Raw genomic sequence first — 21,328 nt, forward strand, 5'->3', positions numbered from 1 at the left:
GCTTTTTCCTATTCAATAATCGTGGCATTAAAGCCGCCCTTCTTTAGGTTCCCTGCAAGTTTCTCGGCAAGCTGTTTTTCGGAAAAGGCGACTTGAACTTTATATTGTTTGATTTTATCATTTTTTCTTAATCCATATTGTTCGGCAATTGCTTTTACAATAGCCTGTGCACAGCGTTTTCGATAGATGGGGGTCCGGAGAAGGGAAGCTTCCTCTTTATTGGTCATAAAACCGCATTCCGCAAGAACTGCAGTCATTTTTGTCTCACGCAGCACATGGAAATCAGCTGTTTTGACTCCCCGGTCCCGCAAGCCTGTAGAACTGATTAAGTTTCGCTGTATCTTTTGGGCCAGTGCCAATGCCTCCCGAGGTTTGGATGGGTAGACATATGTTTCAATTCCGCCTGCACTGTTCCAACCGCCTGTTCCGTAAGCATTGGCATGGATGGACACATAGCAGTCCGCATTTTGTTTATTTGCAAGCGCAGTCCTTTCGGCAAGCGGTACATCCCGATCATCGGAGTGGGCAAAGTGAACTTCTGTGTTTTGGTACTTTCCCAGCAGCTCTTTTGCCAAGTGGGCTACAGCACGGTTGAATTCATATTCTCTCATTCCATCAGGGCCACGTTTGCCGGGGGTGCTATATCCATGTCCGGCATCCAATATGATCTTCATCTGATCGCTCCTTTCTGATAAAAATATCTTCATCTATATAATATGGACAAACCCTCCAAAAGGACATGGTAAAATGAAAATAGGAGAAAACCCTATGGGGCTTTCTCCTATTTTGCAGCGCGCTGCATCGTATGAACGAATTTGTAGCGGTCTGCGCGATATGCTGATTTTACAAGCTCAAAAGGCGTGCCATCCTCTAAAAAGGAAGTGCGGACAATAAGGAGTACAGGAGATCCAGAGTCTACCTGCAGGTGATTTACCTCCGTTTCCTTCGCGATTGAGGCTTCAATCTGCTGGGTGGCTTCCCTGATGGTAAGGGATAGTTTTTCTTCAATATGCTGATAAAGTGACTTGTTGATGATTTCTTCCGTAAGTCCTTTAACGAGATTAGCAGGCAAGTAGGTGGTTTCCAGCGCCATTGGCAGGTTGTCTGCCATCCGCACCCGTTTGATTTCGTATACGGGTGTATTTTCTTTTATATCAAGCTTTCTCGCCAGCTGAGGCTCGGCAGGAATGATTTCAAAGGATATTAGGCGGCTGCTCGGCATCATGCCACGCTCTTTCATATCTTCAGTAAAACTGGTTAATCCCTGAAGCTTTTGTTCGACCTTCTGCTTGTTGACAAAAGTTCCGCGTCCTTTTTGCCTGTATAGATAGCCATCGTTGACAAGGTTATTTAATGCCTGTCTGACTGTCATTCGGCTAATCTGATATTGCTCCGAATACTCGCGCTCAGAAGGAATGGCTTCATCAGGCTTTAACTTGCCGTTTTCTATTAATTGTTTAATATACTCTTCCAATTGGTGATATATCGGGATGGGTGATTGCTTATCGATCATGGAAATTCTCCTATCACTATTAGTACTGATCATCAATCCTGACTGACAAGGCTAAGTGCTTCTTCATCGGCGATGATGGTCACATTTGGATGAAGCTTCAAGGCTGACGCGGGAAACTGTTCATCAGGCTCTCCGTTAACCAATTGTCTGATGGCTTCTGCCTTGGCTGGTCCTGATGCGAGCAGGATGATTTCCCTGCTATCAAGAATCGAAGCGATCCCCATTGTAATGGCTTGGGCTGGAACGTCTTCTCTAGAATTGAAAAATCTTGCGTTAGCCTTGCGCGTGCTTTCCGCAAGGTCCACGACATGCGTACGGCTATTAAAGCCAGTGCCAGGTTCATTGAATCCGATATGTCCGTTGCGGCCGATTCCCAGCACCTGCAGATCGATATCCACCAGATCCTTGATCAGCTGTTCATACCGTTCGCATTCCCTGGACATATCTTCGGCGGCTCCGTTGGGAAGATGCGTGTTTTCGAGCTGGATGTCCAGATGATCAAATAGTTCGCTATTCATGAAATGCCTGTAGCTATTAGGATCAGTTGGGGCCAGGCCGATATATTCATCCAAATTAATCGTCGTGACTTTTTCATAAGAAGTGCCATTTTCCTGATGATCCTTAATCAGTTCGGCATAAACTCCTTTTGGTGTACTGCCGGTTGCAAGCCCTAATGTCAAATCAGGCTGCCGGCAGACCTTATCAATCATCAGCCTGGCAGCTTTTCGGCTCATATCGTAATAATCGGCTGTTCGAATGATCTTCAATTCCCTTTCACCTCGCGTTCAAAGGCTTTGACTCCTCTGCAGAAGGTCATGGCAACCTCAAGGTTCTCATCGAGCACAACCAGGTCTGCATCCTTGCCTTCTGAAATGCTGCCTTTCCGGTCGAAAATATTGAGCTGTCTGGCAGGGTTGCTGCTCGCAAGCCGGACAGCTTCATGCAGCTGTATATCTGTAAAGTCAATCATATTTCTTATGGAGTCTTTCATTTTTAAAATGCTTCCAGCCAATGTGCCGTCAGCAAGCAGTGCCTGGCCATTTTCAACCTTTACATCCTGTCCGCCAAGATCATAATGGCCATTTTTCAGGCATTTGGCTCTCATAGAATCCGTTATCAGGATCATTCCATCCGCGCCTTTGGCGTTCAGAGCAAGCTTGATCATCTCTGGGCGGACATGGATTCCGTCAGCGATCATTTCAACGATCAATTCCTTAAATAAAAGCGCAGCACCGGCAACACCAGGTTCACGGTGATGCATGCCTCTCATTCCGTTGAAAAGGTGGGTCACCTGCTTGGCTCCAGCCTGAACAGCTTTCTCCATTTCTGTAAAAATGGCATCACTATGGCCGATTGAAGGAACAACGCCATTTTCATTTAGATAGCGGATAAATTCGTAGCCATTTGCTTTCTCAGGTGCAAGTGTAATCAGCTTGATGGATCCATTTGCTGCTTCCTGCCATTGCTTAAAAAGGTCAATATCAGGCTCAAGGATATGATCCTTCGGCTGGGCTCCGCCTCTTGCTTCGTTTATAAACGGGCCCTCCAGATGGATTCCGATTACTTCCGCCTTGCCGGGAGTATTTTGTTCTTTTTGATAGTGAGCCGCATTGATCAGTGCAGCTTCTATTTTTTCTTTTTCCTGTGTGATGGTTGTGGCCAGGAAGCTGGTGGTCCCTTCTTCTGGCAGCACACTGGCCATCGTGTTAAGTGCTTCAAATGTTGCATCCATTGTATCGGCACCGCCAGCGCCGTGAATGTGAACATCAATAAACCCCGGACTGATAATATGATCAGGGGAAAGTTCTATGATTTCTGCATCCTGGCCGATGGCAGGAAGCTCCTCCAAAGTTCCAGTTTTTAAGATTCGGTCATTTTCTATTAGAATAAACCCTTGATCAATCATGCGGTTTTCCAGAATAATTCTAGCGTTTTTAAGTAATAGACGGCTCATTTTTTAGTTCATCTCCGTTTGAATGATACTATTATTATAAAAGGTTTGTGTTTAGATGTCTATACCAGTTGAAATAATTAGCTCTTGTTGTTGTTTTGGTCTATACAACTAAAATGAGATAGAAGGCGGACGGGCGCTTTCTATCCTATTCATTTGAATTTTAAGGGGATTTCATACAATATCTATGATTATTTAGTATAATCTTCCGCAATGGCTTCCCGTAAATAGCCATTATGCTTTTTCAGAAGCCTGGACGCTGCTTCACCTTTTAATCCTGTTAAAATTTGAAGAATGGCAGCCTTTGTATTATGGTTTTGTTCTTTGAGAGCGGCCCGGGCTTCTTCATCAGATGCACCTGTAGCCATTTTGACGATATTTTCTGCACGTTTAAACAGTTTCTCATTAGTCATCTGCACATCCACCATCAGATTGCCGTATACTTTTCCGAGTTTGATCATGGATGCTGTTGTTAACATGTTCAGGACGAGCTTTTGTGCAGTGCCTGCTTTCATTCTTGTAGAGCCTGTAACCACCTCAGGGCCTGTGATGGGTGCTATCGTATATTTAGAGATTTTTCCCATTTCGGAGTCTTTGGTGCAGGCAACAGCAACAGTGACAGCACCGACTTCATTTCCGTATTGAAGAGCTCCGATCGTGTATGGCGTACGGCCGCTCGCCGCAATGCCGACAAGCACATCCTTGTCCGATAATTGAATATCGGCGACATCCTGCCGTCCCTGTTCACTGTCATCCTCTGCGCCTTCAACCGCCTCGGTCATTGCTTCCCTGCCCCCGGCGATAATGCCGACAACCATTTCAGGGTCTGTTCCATATGTCGGCGGACATTCTGAAGCATCGATAATGCCAAGGCGTCCTGAGGTGCCGGCTCCAACGTAAATTAAGCGGCCTCCTTTTTTAAAGCTCTCTGTAATTTCATCCACCACTTTTACAATGTGGGGGATTTCTCTTGCGATGGCATTAGGAACAATTGTATCTTCCTGATTTATGATTGTAATAATTTCTTCTGTTGTCATTAAATCGATTTCCAGTGTTTTTGGGTTTCGCTGCTCTGTATTCAGCTTTGTAATATTCATTATTTATCCCTCACTATTAATTGGAATTTAGTTCCTGCCTTAATCTGATCCAGCAGGGGCATATCTTCTTCTATTACTCTGGCGATTACATTCACGCGTTCATCCCGTTGGAGATCTGCTAACGTAATTTGCATCTCTCCTGCGTAGCGGCCATATAGAATATTATCAACTGTGACACTGCCTTTTTTACGTTCCAGCTGGTTCACAGGTTCCCATTTATTAGATCCCTGCCCGGCATAGGATCTTGATTCAACCGACCTGATAACATCCCGGGCAGGATCCATCCGGTTTGTATGAAGTTTGTTAAAAAGATCCTCATAGATTTGTCCGCCGGTCAGCTCGATTCGGAGAGGAACAGCTCCTTCCGCGATTTTCGCCAGCTGTTCAAGAGTCCCGTCTTTTACAGAATGGTCACCAATCAATACCTTGTCTGTCCAGCAGCTGTTCATCAGTTCAGCCGCTGCGGCAGCAGTTGACGCGCCCCGGTGTTTTTCAAGAGTAGGCAGACCGGCAAAAATGGGTCCGCGAAGCTCCCCGTCACCAGGCACAAACGCCATGGTAGTTATTCCCATTCCTTTTAGGAGCTTATTTCGCTCTATAAAAAAGTCTTTATCTAAACCGGTTTCTGGCCGAGGATAAAAGTTATGCCAGGCTTCAATATTATTGGTTTTTAATCCCAGTTCCATCCACTCATGCAATTCTTCGGACGAGATTGTACTGGCATTGATTCCAAGTTTCATTTTTCTTGAGAGTTCAACAATCTGTTCAGAGGTGAAGCCGTAATCAGCCCGAATTCCGGTGAGCCCCCATTCGAGAAGTGTATCAATCGAATCCCAGCCCAATCCTAAATGGCCCAATGATAGGGGGGAAACATCTGCGAGGAGTTCCATATGATGCTGCTTTGCCAAGGCACCAAGCTTCTGAAGCAAATGTTTATAAGTGCTGTGGTCATCTTCGGGAATATGGAGGGATGTGAAAATGGATGTGAGGCCGTGAGAAGCTGCCTTTTCTATCCATTCCGCGGTTTGAAGCTGGCGCTCTTCTGATAAGTAAACTGATATTCCAAGCATTCTGGTCACCTCTATAAATCTGAATTTTGTAAAAACAATCACTCATAAGTAAAGAAGGAGGAATGCTCCTCCTTCTCTAAATTAGATAATATAAAATCTTGAATATAGATAACTGTCTAGCGCAAGCAGCCTACCACCTCGAGGTGTCGGGGGTGAACAAGGCGTTTCCGCTTTTATATATTTTTCGCCATTTCCTCTTTGAATCCGAACAGCCATGTGAACAGGAAGCCGAATGCATAGGCAATTAATAGGCCAATCAGATACAGTATGATTTGATTGGTGTGAACGAGGAAGGCAAGCGGTATGCCGGAAACCCCGATGGCTACTGTGGCAATTTTGAAGAACGCCTGGAAAGCACCGCCGACAGCAGCACCCAGACACGCTGTCAGGAATGGACGTCCCAGCGGCAGGGTAACCCCGAAAATAAGCGGTTCGCCGATTCCGAGCATTCCCACCGGAAGTCCGCCTTTAATGACTCTTTTCAGACGGGCATTCTTTGTTTTGAAATAAATGGCGAATGCGGCACCTACCTGGCCGGCACCGCCCATTGCAAGAATTGGCAGCAGCGGGTCATCTCCGATTGAGTTAATTAATTCCATGTGAACTGGTGTTAATCCTTGATGCAAACCAGTTACAACTAAAGGAAGGAATGTTCCGGCAAGTACTAATCCCGCCAGGATGCCGCCGACATCAAGTATGCCAAGCAGTCCTTTAGTTATGATATCTGATAGGAATCCGCCAACAGGCTGAAGGATGAAGAAAGTTGCAAAACCTGTAATTAATAATGCAAGTGTAGGTGTTACGATTATATCAATAGCAGAAGGAACGACTCTGCGGATTCTTTTCTCCAAAAAGGCCACCAATGCAGCAGCGAGCATGACTCCAATAAGTCCTCCGCGGCCAGGGACCAGTGCTTCACCAAAAAGAGTGATATTGGCAAGGCCAGGGTTGATTAATAGAATACCGGCCGCACCGCCAAGAGCAGGAGATCCACCAAATTCCTTCGCCGTGTTAATACCAACAAACACGCCCAGGTAACCGAATAACCCCCAGCCAATCAGGTCAAGCATCTGCACAAGCGTGGATTCCGGATCTCCGCCTGATTTGATAATGACATTATTGATCCCAGCAATCAAACCGGAAGCAACAATAGCCGGAATAAGCGGGATGAAGATACTTGCTATTTTTCGTAAAAATAACTTGAATGGAGTTGCATTTTTCTCATTTAGTCCGGCTTTTGTCCGGGCTGCCAGTCCTTCCAATGAAGTGTCAATCTCTTCTTCATCATCAACGGAAGAAACATTTTTGCCTGTCATTCTGGAAACTTCGTCAGCTACTTTGGTGACGATTCCTGGTCCCAGTATGATTTGGAGTGTTTCTGCTTCCACAACACCCATAACGCCGTCAATATCCTTGATGCCATTCAGATTGACTTTGCTTTCATCGACCGGCTTCACACGAAGACGGGTCATGCAGGAGGCCAGTTCCGCAATATTGCCGGTGCCGCCCAACTGCTCCGTAATCTCTTTCGCCAAGCGTTCTTCTTTACGCATGAGCTTTTCCCCCTCTTTTTTTTAAATGGAATAAACGTAATTAGAGCTAAAATAATAAATGAATTCGCTTACATACCCATATTAACAAGGTTAAGTCTAGTTGTCTATACCATTTATATATTTTATATGGGCATGTCATCATATTTATACGCATAACAATCCTGAAAATTGTCCTTTTTAAACAGGATTAAGCATATGGGCCTAGTGTTAATTTTGAAAAAATCGATTTCAGAAATTTGGTTCTGGGTTAAAAAGTGCTAAAATAAAGAGAAACTTCCGGCAGCCTGTTTTTGGCTGACGGTTAGTTGAACCAATCGGGCTTTTACGGACAGTTAATTTACTTAGAGGTATTTCTGTATTTTTTAATTATTTGTTAAGGAAATTTTACTGTCCGTTAACCAGCGATAGAGTGAAACTTCATGAACTTAATGAATTAAAGAGTTACATATAAAGAGATCATCCGGCAGTGCCAGCATTAAAGGAGGAACTATTTTGGTAAAAGTGCGCACGAAAGATATTATAGAAAAATTTGGGCTTGAATTGATTGCCGGAGAGGAAGGCATTAACCGGCCGATTACAACGAGTGATATTTCGCGTCCGGGCCTGGAGATGGCAGGTTATTTTGATTATTATCCGGCTGAACGCATTCAATTGATTGGAAAAACGGAACTGTCTTTCGTTGAAACGCTGACTAATTCTGAGCGGGAGATCCGGCTTGAACGGCTCTGTACAGATATTACACCTGGCATAATCGTGACGAGAGGGCTTGATATACCTGAAGAACTGATTGAAGCAGCTGAGAGAGAATCGGTTCCGCTGCTTCGATCCAAGCAAAAAACGACCCGTTTCTCCAGCTTGCTGACAAATTTTCTGGAGAGCAAGCTTGCTCCAACGACAGCTGTTCACGGCGTCCTTGTTGATATTTATGGGGTAGGGGTACTGATAACAGGTAAGAGCGGAGTAGGTAAAAGCGAGACGGCACTCGAGTTAGTTAAACGCGGACACCGCCTTGTTGCGGATGACTGTGTGGAGATCAGGCAGGAGGATGAAGATTATCTGGTGGGAAATTCACCGGAGTTGATCGAACATCTGCTTGAAATCCGCGGCCTCGGCATCATCAATGTAATGACGCTGTTCGGTGCTGGAGCTGTCCGCAGCTATAAAAAAATCTCTGTTGTTATGAATTTGGAGCTGTGGGACCCGAAAAAACAGTACGATCGCCTCGGCCTTGATGAAGAAAAAATGAAAATCATCGATACGGAGATTACGAAACTGACCATTCCGGTTAGACCCGGACGAAATCTCGCTGTCATCATTGAGGTGGCTGCCATGAACTTCCGCTTAAAGAGAATGGGAATGAATGCAGCGGAACAGTTCACGAACCGCCTCTCAGATGTGATTGAAGACGGAGACCATGATGATCGTTAATCGGTGAAAACAGGTCAACCATTTTTCAATCAAACGTTTGATTGAAAGCTGTTAATCCTCATCAGGCTTCAAAAAAGAATAGATAAAGGGCGCCGCCGCGCTTTTCAAAAGGAGAAGTGATCATGGAAAACAATATTCAGCCGTTAGATCCGATTGCCATTTCCCTTGGGCCGATTCAGGTCCACTGGTATGGCCTGATTATCGGCCTCGGCATTGCACTGGCTCTCATTATCGCGATGAGGGAAGGGGAAAGAAGGGGACTCCCTAAAGACATCTTTGCAGATTTAATGCTGTGGGCCATTCCCATTGCGATTATCTCCGCCAGGATCTATTATGTTATATTTCAATGGGATTTTTACTCGCAGAACCCGGGTGAAATCATCAAAATATGGAATGGCGGAATTGCCATTCATGGAGCCTTGATTGGTTCTGTCATCACTGCTTATGTTTTTGCAAAGAAAAAGAAAATCTCGTTCTGGAAGCTTGCTGATATTGCAGCGCCAAGCATCATTTTGGGGCAGGCCATCGGCCGCTGGGGAAACTTCATGAATCAGGAGGCGCACGGGCGGGAAGTCAGCCGGGCATTCCTTGAGAATATGCATCTGCCTGAATTTATCATTAACCAGATGTATATTAACGGAACTTATTATCATCCGACGTTTTTATATGAATCCATCTGGAATATCATTGGATTTATCATTCTTATATTATTAAGAAGAGCAAACTTAAGGCGCGGAGAGCTTTTCCTCACCTATGTCATCTGGTATTCAATCGGCCGTTTCTTCGTAGAAGGCCTCCGTACCGACAGCCTGATGCTTACTGAAAATTTAAGGATTGCTCAGACAATATCTATCGTTCTTATTATTGCTGCACTGGTCCTGATTTTTTATAGAAGAGCAGAGGGTCTTGCCAAAGCTCGTTATTTGGATAAGGCCGAGGGGAAATAAAGAATAGGGGAGAGTAGAAATGCTGGTTGAATCATCAAAAAGGGGGCTGATGGCCGGCTTAAAGACAACATGGACACTAGGGAAAGTCATATTCCCGGTCACTTTGATTGTGGCACTGCTGCAGCATACACCGGTGCTTCCATGGGTTATCAAGCTGATCACGCCCCTTATGAATCTGATCGGGCTGTCAGGAGATGCAGCCATACCGCTTGTTTTGGGGAACTTCTTGAATTTGTATGCCGGAATCGGAGCGATCTTAACGCTCGATCTAACGGTAAAAGAAGTATTTATTATTGCCGTCATGCTGTCGTTTTCACATAATATGCTGATTGAAACAGGAGTCGCTTTGAAGGTTGGCGTTAAGCTTTGGGTCGTTCTTACCGTCCGTTTCGGATTGGCACTGATAAGCGCTATTGTTATCAACCTTGTTTGGCAGGGCGGATCCGAAACGGCTAAGTACGGATTTATTCCGGCAAAAGAAGAGCAGGTATCCGGGGCATTGCCCATCCTGCTGGATGGACTGCAGACTGCTTTGCTTGGTATTCTCCAGCTTGCCATCATCGTCATCCCGCTGATGATCATTATTCAGATCTTAAAAGATAAGCAATGGCTTGCTGTCTTTTCAAGATGGATGGCGCCTGTGACCAGGGCGCTTGGAATGAAAGAAAATACGTCTACAACCCTTGCAGCCGGATTGCTGATTGGCCTAGCCTATGGGGCGGGTGTCATGATCCAGGCTGTAGAGGAAGATGGCGTCAGCAAAAAAGATGTAACGATCGCATTTATTTTCCTTGTAGCCTGCCACGCAGTTGTTGAAGATACACTGATTTTCGTGCCGCTTGGCATTCCGGTGCTGCCGCTTCTGCTGATCCGCCTGGGTGTGGCAATCATCCTGACACTGGCGGTGGCGATGATTTGGAACCGTGCTGATCTGGCAAAAAGAAAGGAAGCAACATATGAGCATTAACACACTATTGTTTGATCTAGATGGAACACTAATTGACACAAACGAATTGATTATTTCCTCGTTTTTGCATACGCTTGGAAAATATTATCCCGACCGCTATCAGCGGGAAGATGTTCTCCCGTTCATGGGGCCAACCCTGCATGAAACATTTGAGTCCATCAACCCGGAAAAAGTGGAGGAGATGATCTCGGTTTATCGGGAGTACAATATTAAGAACCACGACGTGCTTGTGAAGGAATTTGCCGGCGTATTTGAAACGGTTCGGACTTTAAAAGAATCAGGATACAAACTGGGCATTGTTACCACGAAAGTTTCCAATGTAGTTGAAAAGGGCCTAAAGCTGACAAATCTTGATCAGTTTTTCGATGTGGTTGTCACTCTGGATGATGTGGATAAGCCAAAGCCCGATCCGGAGCCAATCCTGAAGGCGTTAAGCCTGCTTGATGCGAAACCGGAAGAAGCCATTATGGTCGGCGATAACTCACACGATATCGATGGGGGAAAAAATGCCGGCACGAAAACGGCAGGTGTTGCCTGGACAGCGAAAGGCCGCGGGTTTCTTGCGCGCTTTGAACCGGATTATATGCTGGACAATATGGCTGACCTGCTCGATATTCTCGAGGCAGAAAACCAATGAGAAAAACGGAGCGTTTTCCGGTAGAGGGAGGCAATTCACTCTGGCATGTGTATAAAACGGTTCCGTTCCTGAAAGTTGTCAAAAACTTTATTGTAATTCAGCTCGCGCGCTATACGCCATTTCTTGGCATGAAAAATTGGCTCTACCGTACATTCCTGAGAATGAAGATTGGGGACCAGACATCATTTGCACTCATGGTTATGCTGGATGTCATGTTCCCTGAAAAAATAAGTGTCGGACGCAACACGGTCATTGGCTACAACACGACAATCCTCGCTCATGAATATCTGATTAAGGAATACCGCCTCGGCCGGGTTGATATTGGCAGTGAAGTCATGATTGGCGCTAACTCAACTATACTGCCGGGTGTCACAATTGGTGATGGAGCCATTGTTTCAGCCGGAACGCTTGTCCATAAAGATGTCCCGGCCGGAGCCTTCGTTGGCGGCAACCCGATGCGAGTCATTTATACAGAGGAAGAGCTTGCCGCTCGCTGGGCAGACGATCCGATATATGGTGCAGATCTAAACAAAACTCCGCTTGCTTAGACTGGCGGAGTTTTTCTATACAATAGCTTCAAATAACCTGTCGAAAAAAGTACAAACTATAAGAAAGCTCCTTTTTTAAAAAATGGGAGTCTTTTTTATTTTTCTGTCTCTTTTGGTTGACGGAGTGATAAATGCGCGTTAAACTACATATAACTTCAATCTACTACCATATTAGCGAACTAAAGGATTTGGAATTTTTAAGTCATAGAGGTGATTACGTTTGAGCCGATTATTTATGTTTGAAAAGCCGCTAGGCATGAGAGATACATTACCCGATCTATACGAAAGAAAAGATGCAGTCCGCACATCCATCCAGGAGGAAATGAAACGCTGGGGCTATCAGTTTATCGAAACGCCTGCACTGGAATATTACGAAACAGTCGGGGCGGCTTCAGCGATATTGGATCAGCAGCTGTTCAAGCTGCTTGATCAGCAGGGCCATACCCTGGTGCTCCGGCCGGATATGACAGCACCGATTGCGAGGGTGGCAGCATCCCGTCTCTTAAAAGACGAGCTGCCGATCAGGCTTGCTTATTCCGCCAATGTATACCGCGCACAGCAGCGGGAGGGAGGCAGGCCGGCTGAGTTTGAGCAAATCGGTGTAGAATGCATTGGCGATGATACAATCAGTGCGGATGGCGAAGGAATGGCGCTTATGATCTCTGCTCTAAAAGAAGCAGGGCTTGAAAACTTCCAGCTTTCCGCCGGCCACATCGGTTTTGTCCGTGACTTCTTCCAGCAGATTTTAGGAACGGAAGAAAGAGTGGAAAACCTGACAAGATTTTTATATGAGAAAAACTATGTAGGGTACAGGGAACATGTAAAAAGTCTGTCTCTTTCGTCCATTGATAAACAAAGGCTTCTTGATTTCCTTAAATTAAGGGGCGGGGAAGAAGTAATTGAGATTGCTTATGGCCTTCTGGAAAACGGCACAGGAAAAAAAGCATTAGCCGAGCTTGAACAGCTTTGGGGCATTATGCGGGACTACGGCCAGGAAGGCACAGTTAAATTTGATTTAACGCTCGTCAGCCATATGAGCTACTACACGGGCATTCTTTTTGAAGTATATGCAGGAAATGTTGGGTTCCCGATCGGAAATGGCGGCCGCTATGATCTGCTGCTCCAAAAGTTCGGAAAAGATACGGGAGCAACCGGCTTTGCCATTAGATTGGACCGCTTGCTCGAGGCGCTTGAAGACAGCAATGAGGCTGAACCTGTGTACTGCATTTTATACAGTCCGGAACGCCGCAAAGAGGCATTCGATTTTGCGAAGGAAGAACGTTCTGCCGGAAAGAAAGTGGTCCTGCAGGATATTAGCGGTGTTAAGGACATCGATGCCTGCACCAGCCAGTACGAAGATATTACCTTTTTAGTCGGAAAAGCTGGAAAGGAGAGCATAAAATGAGTGATGTGTTAACGATTGCGATGCCAAAGGGCCGCATTTTTGAGGAAGCAGCTGAATTGCTTCGCCGTGCAGGCTTTCAATTGCCGCCGGAATTCGATGATTCACGTAAATTGATTATCGATGTGCCGGAAGAGAATTTCCGTTTTATACTTGCAAAACCGATGGATGTGCCAACATATGTGGAGCATGGTGTAGCAGACCTTGGGATTGCTGGAAAGGACGTAATGCTTGAAGAAGAGCGGGATGTCTACGAGCTTCTTGATTTAAAAATCAGTGCCTGTTATCTCGCTGTTGCGGGACTGCCAAACACCAGGCTGAATGATGTTGCTCCTAAAATTGCTACAAAGTATCCGCAGATTGCGGCAGCATATTTCCGCGAGCAGGGGGAGCAGGTTGAGATCATTAAATTGAACGGCTCCATAGAGCTTGCCCCGATGATCGGGCTGGCGGACCGGATCGTGGATATCGTATCAACCGGCCGGACACTGAAAGAAAACGGGCTCGTTGAATACGAAACGATTGTCGGAATCACATCAAGATTGATCGTTAATCCTGTCAGCTACCGTATCAAGGATGAACGAATCAGCGAGCTGGTTGGCCGGCTGACAGAAGTTATTTCAGGAGAAGAAATAAGCTCTTAAAAGGATGTAGAACCCTATGAAAATTTTAAAAATTGATGACCAAATTTCAATTAAACGGTCTGTTGATAACGGCACAGAAGAACAGCGGGCGATTGTAAAAAATATAATTAAAACAGTCCGCCAAAACGGCGATCAAGCTTTAAAAGAATATACAGAAAAATTTGATGGCATCTCTCTGGATGAATTAAAGGTACCACAGGCTGAAATAGAAGAAGCTTTGAGGCAAGTGGATGGTAAAATCCTTGAGATCATTAAAGAAGCTGCCGAAAACATCCGGTCTTTTCATGAAAAACAGCTCCGTCCTTCCTGGATGACAACAGAAGAGAACGGCACAGTCCTTGGTCAAAAAATTACACCGCTTGATTCAGTCGGCCTGTATGTTCCGGGCGGAACGGCAGCATACCCGTCATCCGTACTTATGAATGTGATTCCGGCAAAGGTTGCGGGGGTTAAGAGGATCGTGATTACCTCTCCTCCTGATAAAAAGACAGGAAAGCTGCCACCGGCTGTTCTGGCAGCAGCACACCTCGCCGGTGCGGAAGAAATCTATAAAGTCGGCGGAGCCCAGGCGATTGCTGCATTAGCATATGGAACCGAATCGATCCGGCCTGTCGACAAAATCACAGGTCCCGGAAATATCTTTGTGGCTCTTGCAAAACGCGAAGTTTTTGGAGATGTTGATATAGATATGATTGCAGGTCCGAGTGAAATTGCGATTCTTGCAGATGAAACGGCACATCCAGATGAGGTGGCGGCCGATCTGCTATCACAGGCTGAGCATGATCCTATGGCAAGCGCAGTCCTTGTGACACCATCATCTGCTTTGGCAGAAGCGGTCTCAGCAGAAGTGGATCGCCAGCTTGCCGAGCTGCCCCGCCAGGAAATTGCCGCTGGATCCATCGGGGATTACGGAGCTATTTATGTAACGGAAAGCATGGATGAAGCGGTTGAAACGGTTAACAATCTTGCTCCGGAACACCTTGAAATTTTAACGCAGAATCCAATGGAGCTTCTCGGAAGGGTACGTCACGCAGGAGCAATCTTCCTCGGAAGATTCAGCCCTGAACCGGTTGGCGACTATTTTGCCGGTCCAAACCACGTTCTGCCGACAAACGGGACGGCCCGTTTTTCAAGCCCGCTTAATGTGGAGGATTTTCAAAAGAAATCAAGCATTCTTTTATACAGCGAAAAAGCATTAAAGGATAACGGCGAAAAAATAGCGGCCTTTGCGCGTCTGGAAGGCCTTGAAGCCCATGCCAGATCCATTGAGACAAGACTAAGAAAATAAGCTGGAGGAATAATCATGGCCAGAACTGCAGAAATTTCACGTAAAACCAATGAAACGAATATCACACTTTCCTTAAATATAGACGGAGAAGGCAAAAGCGATCTGGAAACAGGCGTGCCATTTATGACACATATGCTGGACCTGTTCGCTAAGCACGGACAATTTGACTTAAACATTGTCGCAAATGGCGATACAGATGTGGATGATCACCACACAACAGAGGACATTGGCATCTGCCTGGGCCAAGTACTTAAAGATGCTTTAGGCGATAAGAAAGGCATTAAGCGCTATGGAAATGCGTTTGTTCCTATGGACGAAGCGCTGGCTCAAGTGGTGGTTGACCTCAGCAACCGCCCTCACCTGGAGATGCGTGCTGAGTTCCCGAGCCAAAAGGTCGGGACATTTGATACAGAGCTAGTGCATGAATTTCTCTGGAAACTTGCACTTGAAGCGAGAATGAACCTGCATGTCATCGTTCACTATGGACAGAATACACACCACATCATTGAGGCGATTTTCAAAGCACTCGCTCGTGCGCTGGATGAAGCAACGACGATCGATCCGCGGATTAAGGGAGTTCCCTCAACGAAAGGGATGTTGTAAATGATCGGCATCATTGATTACGGAATGGGGAATTTGTTCAGTGTCAGTAAAGCACTGGAACGTTTGGAGGTCCCTTATTTCCTCTCTGAAAATAAAGCCGAGCTTCTGAAGGCAGACGCTTTAATTTTACCGGGTGTTGGCTCTTTCATGGATGCAATGAGTATTTTAAATTCTACTGGCCTGGCAGATCTGGTAAAGGAGTTCGCTGATACAGGCAAGCCGCTCCTTGGCATTTGCCTTGGCATGCAGCTTTTATTTGAGAGCAGTGAAGAAAATGGACTGACAGAAGGATTGCAGCTTCTGCCTGGCCATGTGAGGCGTTTTCCCGGTGCAACAGCAGAAGGCGAAACGTATAAAGTTCCGCATATGGGCTGGAACCGTCTTGAATTCTTACAGGATTCGCCGATTCTAAAAGGCCTTGATGAAGATTATGTCTATTTCGTCCACTCTTATTTTGCAGATACAGATGATAGAGAAGTAGTTATCAGCAGAAGTATGTATGATGTAGAAGTGCCGGCGGTTGTCGGAAGGGGCAATGTGTTTGGCATGCAGTTCCACCCTGAAAAAAGCAGTTCGCTCGGCATGGCGCTTTTACGCAATTTTACCGAGCTGGTTGAAGAAAGGATGTCTGTGAAATGAGTTTTACCATCTATCCGGCAATTGATATGAGAGGCGGCAAGTGCGTCCGGCTGCTGCAGGGGGATTACGATAAAGAAACGGTGTATGGCGATTCTCCATTTGATATGGCCAAAAAGTTTGCTGATGAAGGAGCGGACTGGATTCATATGGTAGATCTAGACGGTGCTAAGGATGGGAAGCGGGTTAATGATGAATATGTCATCCAGGCTGCCCGCGAACTTGGCGCCTCTGTCCAGATCGGCGGGGGAATCCGTACAGAAGAAGACATCCTTCATTATCTTGATAATGGTGTAACACGCGTAATTATTGGAAGCATTGCCGTCTCCAATCCTGAGTTTGCTATTGACATGATCCGCAAATATGGCAAAGCTATAGCGGTAGGACTTGATGCGAAAAATGGCTATGTGGCCACACACGGCTGGCTGGAAACGTCTGAAGTAAAGGCAGTTGACTTAGGCAGGCGATTTGCCGACGCAGGTGCGGAAACATTTATTTTTACGGATATCGCAACAGACGGCATGCTCTCCGGTCCAAACGTTGAAGCCGTTCGACTGCTTGCCCGTGAAACCGGAAAAAGTGTCATTGCATCCGGCGGTGTCAGCGGGCTGGCTGATTTGGTGAACCTTCGGGAGTATGCTTCTGAAGGTGTTGCCGGCGCCATCGTCGGAAAGGCCATTTATGAAGGCAGGTTTACCGTAGCGGAAGCCTTGAAAGAGGTGAAGGCATAATGCTGACGAAACGCATCGTTCCCTGTCTGGATGTAAAGGACGGCCGTGTTGTAAAAGGGGTGCAATTTGTGCAGCTGCGTGATGCGGGAGACCCGGTTGAGCTTGCCCGGTTTTATGATGGACAGGGAGCTGACGAGCTGGTCTTCCTCGATATCTCCGCTTCCCATGAAGGACGGAAAACAATGGTTGAGGTTGTGAAGGCTGTTGCGTCTGAGCTGGCCATTCCCTTTACTGTCGGCGGCGGGATTAACGCGCTGGAAGATATGAAGCGGATTTTGCGGGCAGGGGCTGATAAGGTTTCTCTCAATACGGCTGCCGTAAACAATCCCGGTTTAATTACAGAAGGGGCAAATTTCTTCGGGTCACAGTGCATCGTAGTTGCGATTGATGCCAAATACGATGAAGAGCTTGGTTCCTGGCGCGTGTATACACATGGCGGACGGACACCGACTGATCTGGAGGTTATCGCCTGGGCGCGTGAAGCGGCAGAGCGCGGCGCCGGAGAAATTTTACTGACAAGCATGGATTCAGACGGAGAGAAAAAAGGCTTCGATATCAAGCTGACGAAAGCAGTCAGCGAGGCGGTTTCGATTCCGGTTATTGCTTCAGGCGGTGCCGGAAATGCCGATCACTTCGCTGAAGCATTTATCGATGGGAAAGCGGATGCCGCGCTGGCAGCATCGATTTTTCACTATAAAGAAACATCTGTGGCAGAAGTGAAATCTTATATTAAGGAAAAAGGGGTGTTGGTCCGATGAATATCGATGGTGTAAAGTTTGACGAAAAGGGACTGATCCCTGCTGTTGTGCAAGATGCGAAAACAAAAGAGGTATTAACGTTAGCCTATATGAATCGGGAATCTCTTTTAAAATCCGCGGAAACAGGGGAAACCTGGTTTTTCAGCCGTTCCCGCAATGAGCTGTGGCACAAAGGAGCAACAAGCGGAAATACGCAGAAAATTGTTGAAATGAAGCTTGACTGTGACCAGGATGCCATTGTGGTCCTGGTTGAACCAGCCGGGCCTGCCTGTCACAATGGAACAGTCAGCTGCTTTGAAGAAAGAGTATACGGGGAAGAGTCAGGCGGCTTATCTGACTACGAAATCCTTTATGCACTTGAAAAGGTCATTGAAGAACGCGAAAAGACACGCCCAGAAGGAGCCTACACAACCTATCTTTTTGAAAAAGGAGTGGATAAAATCCTGAAGAAGGTCGGCGAAGAATCCGCAGAAGTCATCATCGCTGCGAAAAACCGTGATAAGGACGAACTTAAATGGGAAGCGGCTGACCTGATTTATCACCTGATGGTACTGCTGCGCGAGCAGGAGGTGCCTTTTAGCGAAGTCTTGAAAGTGCTTAATAAACGGCATGAAAAGAAAAATGAACCGGCCTCCGAATAGGGAGGGCGGTTTTCTGCTTAACTGTAAGATAAATTCTCGAAGATGCGAGATAAATTTTAGAACATGTTAGATAAAAGAAGGATTATGCCATCCTCTCTAGGCCGCCGCTACCACCTGCCGCCAAGCTGCCAAGATATTACCGACCTTTAACACCAGCACCGCTAACCCACCGCAACAACCCTTTAAAACATAACCGCAATAAGATTTCCAATAAAAAATTACGATTGGAAATAGTATTGTCATTTCATCCCTTCTCCACAGGCTTGTTCGTGTGATATACTACTTTAGTTACTAACATTTATGGAGGATTTCATGAGTAAAGACTCTAAAGCTAGACACCAAAAGGGAAAGTTACTGTCATTTATCCCGAATGGTGAGTACTATTTTTCCAAAGGGATTAAGTCGTACCACCGCAGGGATTTTCATAAAGCGAAGAAATATTTAATGCGGGCTATGCAGCTTGAGCCGGGTGAACCGATGATTGTCTGCCAGCTTGCGATTGTTCATTCAGAAATGGGTGAGTATCAGGAGTCGAATCAGCTGCTCCATATGATATTGGAAGAGCTTGATGAGGATATGTCGGAATGCCATTATTTCCTTGCCAACAACTATGCTCATATGGGCCTTTTCAAAGATGCTTACACGCATGCCAATACCTATCTTGATTTGGATCGGGACGGAGAGTTTACGGAAGATACAGAGGATCTGCTGGAGCTTCTTACGCTTGAAGCGGATGATTTGGATGACGAGCTGTACGAGCAGGATGATTTGATTACGAAGCAGGAACATGCACGGGAATTGCTGGAGTCCGGCCATTTTCCAAAAGCGGTTGAGATTCTGAACTCTGTTATTGATGAGTATCCGGAGTATTGGTCCGCATACAATAATTTGGCCCTGGCATATTTTTACCTGGGAGAAGTACAAAAGGCGGCAGATATTTTAGAGAAGGTACTGGAAGAAAATCCGGGCAATCTCCATGCTCTTTGCAACAAGCTGGTCTTTGCTTTTTACGAACGGGATTTCCGGCAGGTGCGCCTGTTAAAAGAGGCTCTGAAAAAAATAAAGCCGCTTTCGGTTGAACACCAGTTCAAGCTTGGTGCCACTTTTGCTTTGACCGGCGAGTATGAGGCTTCCTTTGCATGGCTTCGCAAGCTTCAGAAGAAAGGCTTTGAAGGGGACGGACCATTTTATTACTGGCTATCCTATTCCGCCTATTTTACAGGCCGCGAAGAGCTGGCGAAATCAGCATGGAAAAAAGCCGTTGAGATTAATCCGGAAAAAGAAGGCTTCGAGCCCTGGAACGATGAAAAAGTAACCAGCAGCGGCTTTGAAGACCATTATTCATCCATTCTAAAAAAGCTGGAAAGTGACTATATAGAAGAGCGGCTATTCGGCCTCTTCCTTACTTCAGTATCCAGCAGGAGAGATGAAATACTCACCTCTGAAGCGATTGTACGAAACAATAAGTTTTCAGCCATGGAGAAGGATTATCTTTCTTTCGTTAAAACAGAGCAGGAAGCGCCTGCTCAGGTTCAGGCTGCACACGAAACAGCCCAGCTGTTTTATGAAAACTACAATCCGATCGGCACGGTGGAAGCCGGACTATATTTAATGTGGTTTACTATTTTTGCAGAATTGACAAATAACCGGCAGAATATTAAAAACAAAAACGCCTGGGCAGCAGCGATTGAGTATGTCTGGCATAAGCTTCGGAACGAAAAGATTTCCCAGTCAAAAATTGCAGGAAGATACGGAATTTCCGCTTCGACAATGGGCAAATATGTAAAATCGGTGAACGACCGCCTTCAGTGAGCAGATATTTGGACGAAACACGTGCCAATTTTATAGGATAACAGTAAGAAGGTCATACTATAATATGCGTACTTATAAAGCGTTTTATTAATTACTGGATTTCTGATTACTGAAGGAGTGAATCGCTGTGACTGAAGAAAAAATTTATGATGTCATTATCGCTGGTGCAGGACCGGCAGGAATGACTGCTGCAGTATATACATCTCGTGCAAATTTATCAACTTTAATGATTGAACGGGGTGTTCCGGGCGGGCAAATGGCCAATACAGAAGAAGTGGAAAACTATCCTGGTTTTGACCATATTTTAGGGCCGGATCTATCCACAAAAATGTTTGATCATGCGAAGAAATTTGGCGCTGAATATGCGTACGGAGATATTAAAGAAATCATTGACGGAGAAGAATACAAAACGGTTGTTGCCGGATCAAAGCAATATAAAACACGCTCAGTCATTATTTCTACTGGCGCTGAGTACAAAAAGCTTGGCATTCCTGGTGAGAAAGAACTTGGCGGACGCGGCGTATCATATTGTGCGGTCTGTGATGGAGCGTTCTTTAAAGGCAAAGAGCTTGTAGTTGTCGGCGGCGGTGACTCTGCTGTTGAAGAAGGCGTATATTTGACCCGTTTCGCCTCTAAAGTGACAATCGTTCATAGACGGGACCAGCTTCGTGCGCAGGCGATTCTGCAGCAGCGTGCGTTTGACAATGAAAAAATCGACTTTATCTGGAACACGACAGTGAAGGAAGTCAATGATAAGGACGGAAAAGTGGGCAGCGTAACGCTTGTTTCTGCTGAAACAGGCGAAGAAAGAGAATTCAAGGCAGATGGTGTATTCATCTATATCGGCATGGTTCCTCTTTCCAAGCCATTTGAGAGCCTTGGCATCACGAACAGCAATGGCTATATCGAAACAAATGACCGAATGGAAACAAAGGTGGAAGGCATTTTTGCAGCAGGAGATATCCGCGAAAAATCTCTTCGTCAAATTGTTACAGCTACAGGTGATGGAAGCATCGCTGCCCAAAGCGCACAGCACTATGTGGAAGAATTGATGGAAAGCCTGAAAGCGAAGAAATAATTTTTTAGAAAAAAAAGCCACCGG

General features: G+C 45.8%; 22 protein-coding genes. 15 read left to right on the plus strand and 7 right to left on the minus strand.

Features of this window, described 5'->3' with window-relative positions:
• Nucleotides 1-8: 8 nt before the first annotated feature.
• From PBF_RS08455 to PBF_RS08485, 7 genes are all read right to left on the minus strand, one after another.
• Nucleotides 9-674: an N-acetylmuramoyl-L-alanine amidase gene (locus tag PBF_RS08455; RefSeq protein ID WP_035329264.1), complete on the minus strand. Its 666-nt coding sequence runs from the start codon at nt 672-674 to the stop codon at nt 9-11.
• A gap of 107 nt (nt 675-781) precedes the next feature.
• On the minus strand, nt 782-1,513 hold the full coding sequence (locus PBF_RS08460; RefSeq protein WP_035329265.1) for a GntR family transcriptional regulator: 732 nt from the start codon (nt 1,511-1,513) through the stop codon (nt 782-784).
• 32 nt (nt 1,514-1,545) lie between these two features.
• Entirely contained in the window at nt 1,546-2,280 is a 735-nt protein-coding gene (gene nagB / locus PBF_RS08465) for a glucosamine-6-phosphate deaminase (RefSeq protein ID WP_035329266.1), read from the minus strand.
• Nucleotides 2,277-3,467 carry an N-acetylglucosamine-6-phosphate deacetylase gene (nagA, locus tag PBF_RS08470; protein ID WP_035329267.1) on the minus strand — a complete coding sequence of 397 codons (1,191 nt, stop codon included), beginning with the start codon at nt 3,465-3,467 and terminating at the stop codon, nt 2,277-2,279. Before nagA ends, nagB begins: the two co-directional genes overlap by 4 nt.
• 188 nt (nt 3,468-3,655) lie before the next feature.
• Nucleotides 3,656-4,561, minus strand: a complete 906-nt coding sequence (gene murQ / locus PBF_RS08475; RefSeq protein WP_035329268.1) for an N-acetylmuramic acid 6-phosphate etherase — start codon at nt 4,559-4,561, stop codon at nt 3,656-3,658.
• Complete coding sequence (locus PBF_RS08480) at nt 4,561-5,631, minus strand: DUF871 domain-containing protein (RefSeq protein ID WP_035329382.1); 1,071 nt, start codon at nt 5,629-5,631, stop codon at nt 4,561-4,563. The genes murQ and PBF_RS08480 overlap by 1 nt, the downstream gene beginning before the upstream one ends.
• A gap of 173 nt (nt 5,632-5,804) precedes the next feature.
• On the minus strand, nt 5,805-7,184 hold the full coding sequence (locus PBF_RS08485; RefSeq protein WP_035329269.1) for a PTS transporter subunit EIIC: 1,380 nt from the start codon (nt 7,182-7,184) through the stop codon (nt 5,805-5,807).
• A gap of 492 nt (nt 7,185-7,676) precedes the next feature.
• On the opposite strand from PBF_RS08485, the gene hprK reads away from it, so the two are divergent.
• From hprK to trxB, 15 genes are all read left to right on the plus strand, one after another.
• The gene (gene hprK, locus PBF_RS08490) at nt 7,677-8,612 is read left to right on the plus strand and encodes an HPr(Ser) kinase/phosphatase (protein WP_035329270.1); all 936 of its coding nucleotides are present in this window, start codon (nt 7,677-7,679) and stop codon (nt 8,610-8,612) included.
• Nucleotides 8,613-8,734: 122 nt separating this feature from the next.
• Nucleotides 8,735-9,559 (plus strand): prolipoprotein diacylglyceryl transferase, encoded by an 825-nt coding sequence (lgt, locus tag PBF_RS08495; protein WP_035329271.1) that lies wholly within the window; start codon nt 8,735-8,737, stop codon nt 9,557-9,559.
• A gap of 19 nt (nt 9,560-9,578) precedes the next feature.
• A complete protein-coding gene (locus PBF_RS08500) occupies nt 9,579-10,526 on the plus strand; it encodes a nucleoside recognition domain-containing protein (RefSeq protein ID WP_035329272.1) in 948 nt (315 codons plus the stop codon).
• Entirely contained in the window at nt 10,516-11,163 is a 648-nt protein-coding gene (gene ppaX, locus PBF_RS08505; RefSeq protein ID WP_035329273.1) for a pyrophosphatase PpaX, read from the plus strand. Before PBF_RS08500 ends, ppaX begins: the two co-directional genes overlap by 11 nt.
• Nucleotides 11,160-11,711, plus strand: coding sequence for an acyltransferase (locus PBF_RS08510; protein ID WP_035329274.1), 552 nt, complete (start codon nt 11,160-11,162; stop codon nt 11,709-11,711). The genes ppaX and PBF_RS08510 overlap by 4 nt, the downstream gene beginning before the upstream one ends.
• A gap of 220 nt (nt 11,712-11,931) precedes the next feature.
• A complete protein-coding gene (locus PBF_RS08515) occupies nt 11,932-13,116 on the plus strand; it encodes an ATP phosphoribosyltransferase regulatory subunit (RefSeq protein ID WP_035329275.1) in 1,185 nt (394 codons plus the stop codon).
• Nucleotides 13,113-13,757, plus strand: coding sequence for an ATP phosphoribosyltransferase (hisG, locus tag PBF_RS08520; protein ID WP_035329276.1), 645 nt, complete (start codon nt 13,113-13,115; stop codon nt 13,755-13,757). Before PBF_RS08515 ends, hisG begins: the two co-directional genes overlap by 4 nt.
• Before the next feature lie 16 nt (nt 13,758-13,773).
• On the plus strand, nt 13,774-15,045 hold the full coding sequence (gene hisD, locus PBF_RS08525; RefSeq protein ID WP_035329277.1) for a histidinol dehydrogenase: 1,272 nt from the start codon (nt 13,774-13,776) through the stop codon (nt 15,043-15,045).
• Between the two features lie 15 nt (nt 15,046-15,060).
• Nucleotides 15,061-15,648, plus strand: coding sequence for an imidazoleglycerol-phosphate dehydratase HisB (hisB, locus tag PBF_RS08530; RefSeq protein ID WP_035329278.1), 588 nt, complete (start codon nt 15,061-15,063; stop codon nt 15,646-15,648).
• On the plus strand, nt 15,649-16,287 hold the full coding sequence (gene hisH, locus PBF_RS08535) for an imidazole glycerol phosphate synthase subunit HisH (protein WP_035329279.1): 639 nt from the start codon (nt 15,649-15,651) through the stop codon (nt 16,285-16,287).
• Entirely contained in the window at nt 16,284-17,015 is a 732-nt protein-coding gene (hisA, locus tag PBF_RS08540; protein WP_035329280.1) for a 1-(5-phosphoribosyl)-5-[(5-phosphoribosylamino)methylideneamino]imidazole-4-carboxamide isomerase, read from the plus strand. Before hisH ends, hisA begins: the two co-directional genes overlap by 4 nt.
• Nucleotides 17,015-17,773: an imidazole glycerol phosphate synthase subunit HisF gene (gene hisF / locus PBF_RS08545; RefSeq protein WP_035329281.1), complete on the plus strand. Its 759-nt coding sequence runs from the start codon at nt 17,015-17,017 to the stop codon at nt 17,771-17,773. The genes hisA and hisF overlap by 1 nt, the downstream gene beginning before the upstream one ends.
• The gene (gene hisIE / locus PBF_RS08550; RefSeq protein ID WP_035329282.1) at nt 17,770-18,414 is read left to right on the plus strand and encodes a bifunctional phosphoribosyl-AMP cyclohydrolase/phosphoribosyl-ATP diphosphatase HisIE; all 645 of its coding nucleotides are present in this window, start codon (nt 17,770-17,772) and stop codon (nt 18,412-18,414) included. The genes hisF and hisIE overlap by 4 nt, the downstream gene beginning before the upstream one ends.
• 312 nt (nt 18,415-18,726) lie before the next feature.
• Entirely contained in the window at nt 18,727-20,226 is a 1,500-nt protein-coding gene (locus tag PBF_RS08555; protein WP_035329283.1) for a tetratricopeptide repeat protein, read from the plus strand.
• 127 nt (nt 20,227-20,353) lie between these two features.
• The gene (trxB, locus tag PBF_RS08560; RefSeq protein ID WP_035329285.1) at nt 20,354-21,304 is read left to right on the plus strand and encodes a thioredoxin-disulfide reductase; all 951 of its coding nucleotides are present in this window, start codon (nt 20,354-20,356) and stop codon (nt 21,302-21,304) included.
• The last annotated feature ends 24 nt before the right edge of the window (nt 21,305-21,328 follow it).

Source organism: Cytobacillus firmus DS1 (assembly GCF_000565285.1).
GTDB lineage: Bacteria > Bacillota > Bacilli > Bacillales > Cytobacillaceae > Cytobacillus > Cytobacillus firmus_A.

Bases quoted from the DNA above. Each gene is read 5' to 3' on its own strand.
- hisIE (WP_035329282.1), top strand. From the start codon at position 17,770: ATGAATATCGATGGTGTAAAGTTTGACGAAAAGGGACTGATCCCTGCT.
- PBF_RS08485 (WP_035329269.1), bottom strand. From the start codon at position 7,184: ATGCGTAAAGAAGAACGCTTGGCGAAAGAGATTACGGAGCAGTTGGGC.
- lgt (WP_035329271.1), top strand. From the start codon at position 8,735: ATGGAAAACAATATTCAGCCGTTAGATCCGATTGCCATTTCCCTTGGG.
- nagA (WP_035329267.1), bottom strand. From the start codon at position 3,467: ATGAGCCGTCTATTACTTAAAAACGCTAGAATTATTCTGGAAAACCGC.
- PBF_RS08480 (WP_035329382.1), bottom strand. From the start codon at position 5,631: ATGCTTGGAATATCAGTTTACTTATCAGAAGAGCGCCAGCTTCAAACC.
- PBF_RS08510 (WP_035329274.1), top strand. From the start codon at position 11,160: ATGAGAAAAACGGAGCGTTTTCCGGTAGAGGGAGGCAATTCACTCTGG.
- murQ (WP_035329268.1), bottom strand. From the start codon at position 4,561: ATGAATATTACAAAGCTGAATACAGAGCAGCGAAACCCAAAAACACTG.
- hisA (WP_035329280.1), top strand. From the start codon at position 16,284: ATGAGTTTTACCATCTATCCGGCAATTGATATGAGAGGCGGCAAGTGC.
- hisB (WP_035329278.1), top strand. From the start codon at position 15,061: ATGGCCAGAACTGCAGAAATTTCACGTAAAACCAATGAAACGAATATC.
- hisG (WP_035329276.1), top strand. From the start codon at position 13,113: ATGAGTGATGTGTTAACGATTGCGATGCCAAAGGGCCGCATTTTTGAG.
- PBF_RS08500 (WP_035329272.1), top strand. From the start codon at position 9,579: ATGCTGGTTGAATCATCAAAAAGGGGGCTGATGGCCGGCTTAAAGACA.
- hisD (WP_035329277.1), top strand. From the start codon at position 13,774: ATGAAAATTTTAAAAATTGATGACCAAATTTCAATTAAACGGTCTGTT.
- hisH (WP_035329279.1), top strand. From the start codon at position 15,649: ATGATCGGCATCATTGATTACGGAATGGGGAATTTGTTCAGTGTCAGT.
- ppaX (WP_035329273.1), top strand. From the start codon at position 10,516: ATGAGCATTAACACACTATTGTTTGATCTAGATGGAACACTAATTGAC.
- PBF_RS08460 (WP_035329265.1), bottom strand. From the start codon at position 1,513: ATGATCGATAAGCAATCACCCATCCCGATATATCACCAATTGGAAGAG.
- hisF (WP_035329281.1), top strand. From the start codon at position 17,015: ATGCTGACGAAACGCATCGTTCCCTGTCTGGATGTAAAGGACGGCCGT.
- PBF_RS08455 (WP_035329264.1), bottom strand. From the start codon at position 674: ATGAAGATCATATTGGATGCCGGACATGGATATAGCACCCCCGGCAAA.
- PBF_RS08555 (WP_035329283.1), top strand. From the start codon at position 18,727: ATGAGTAAAGACTCTAAAGCTAGACACCAAAAGGGAAAGTTACTGTCA.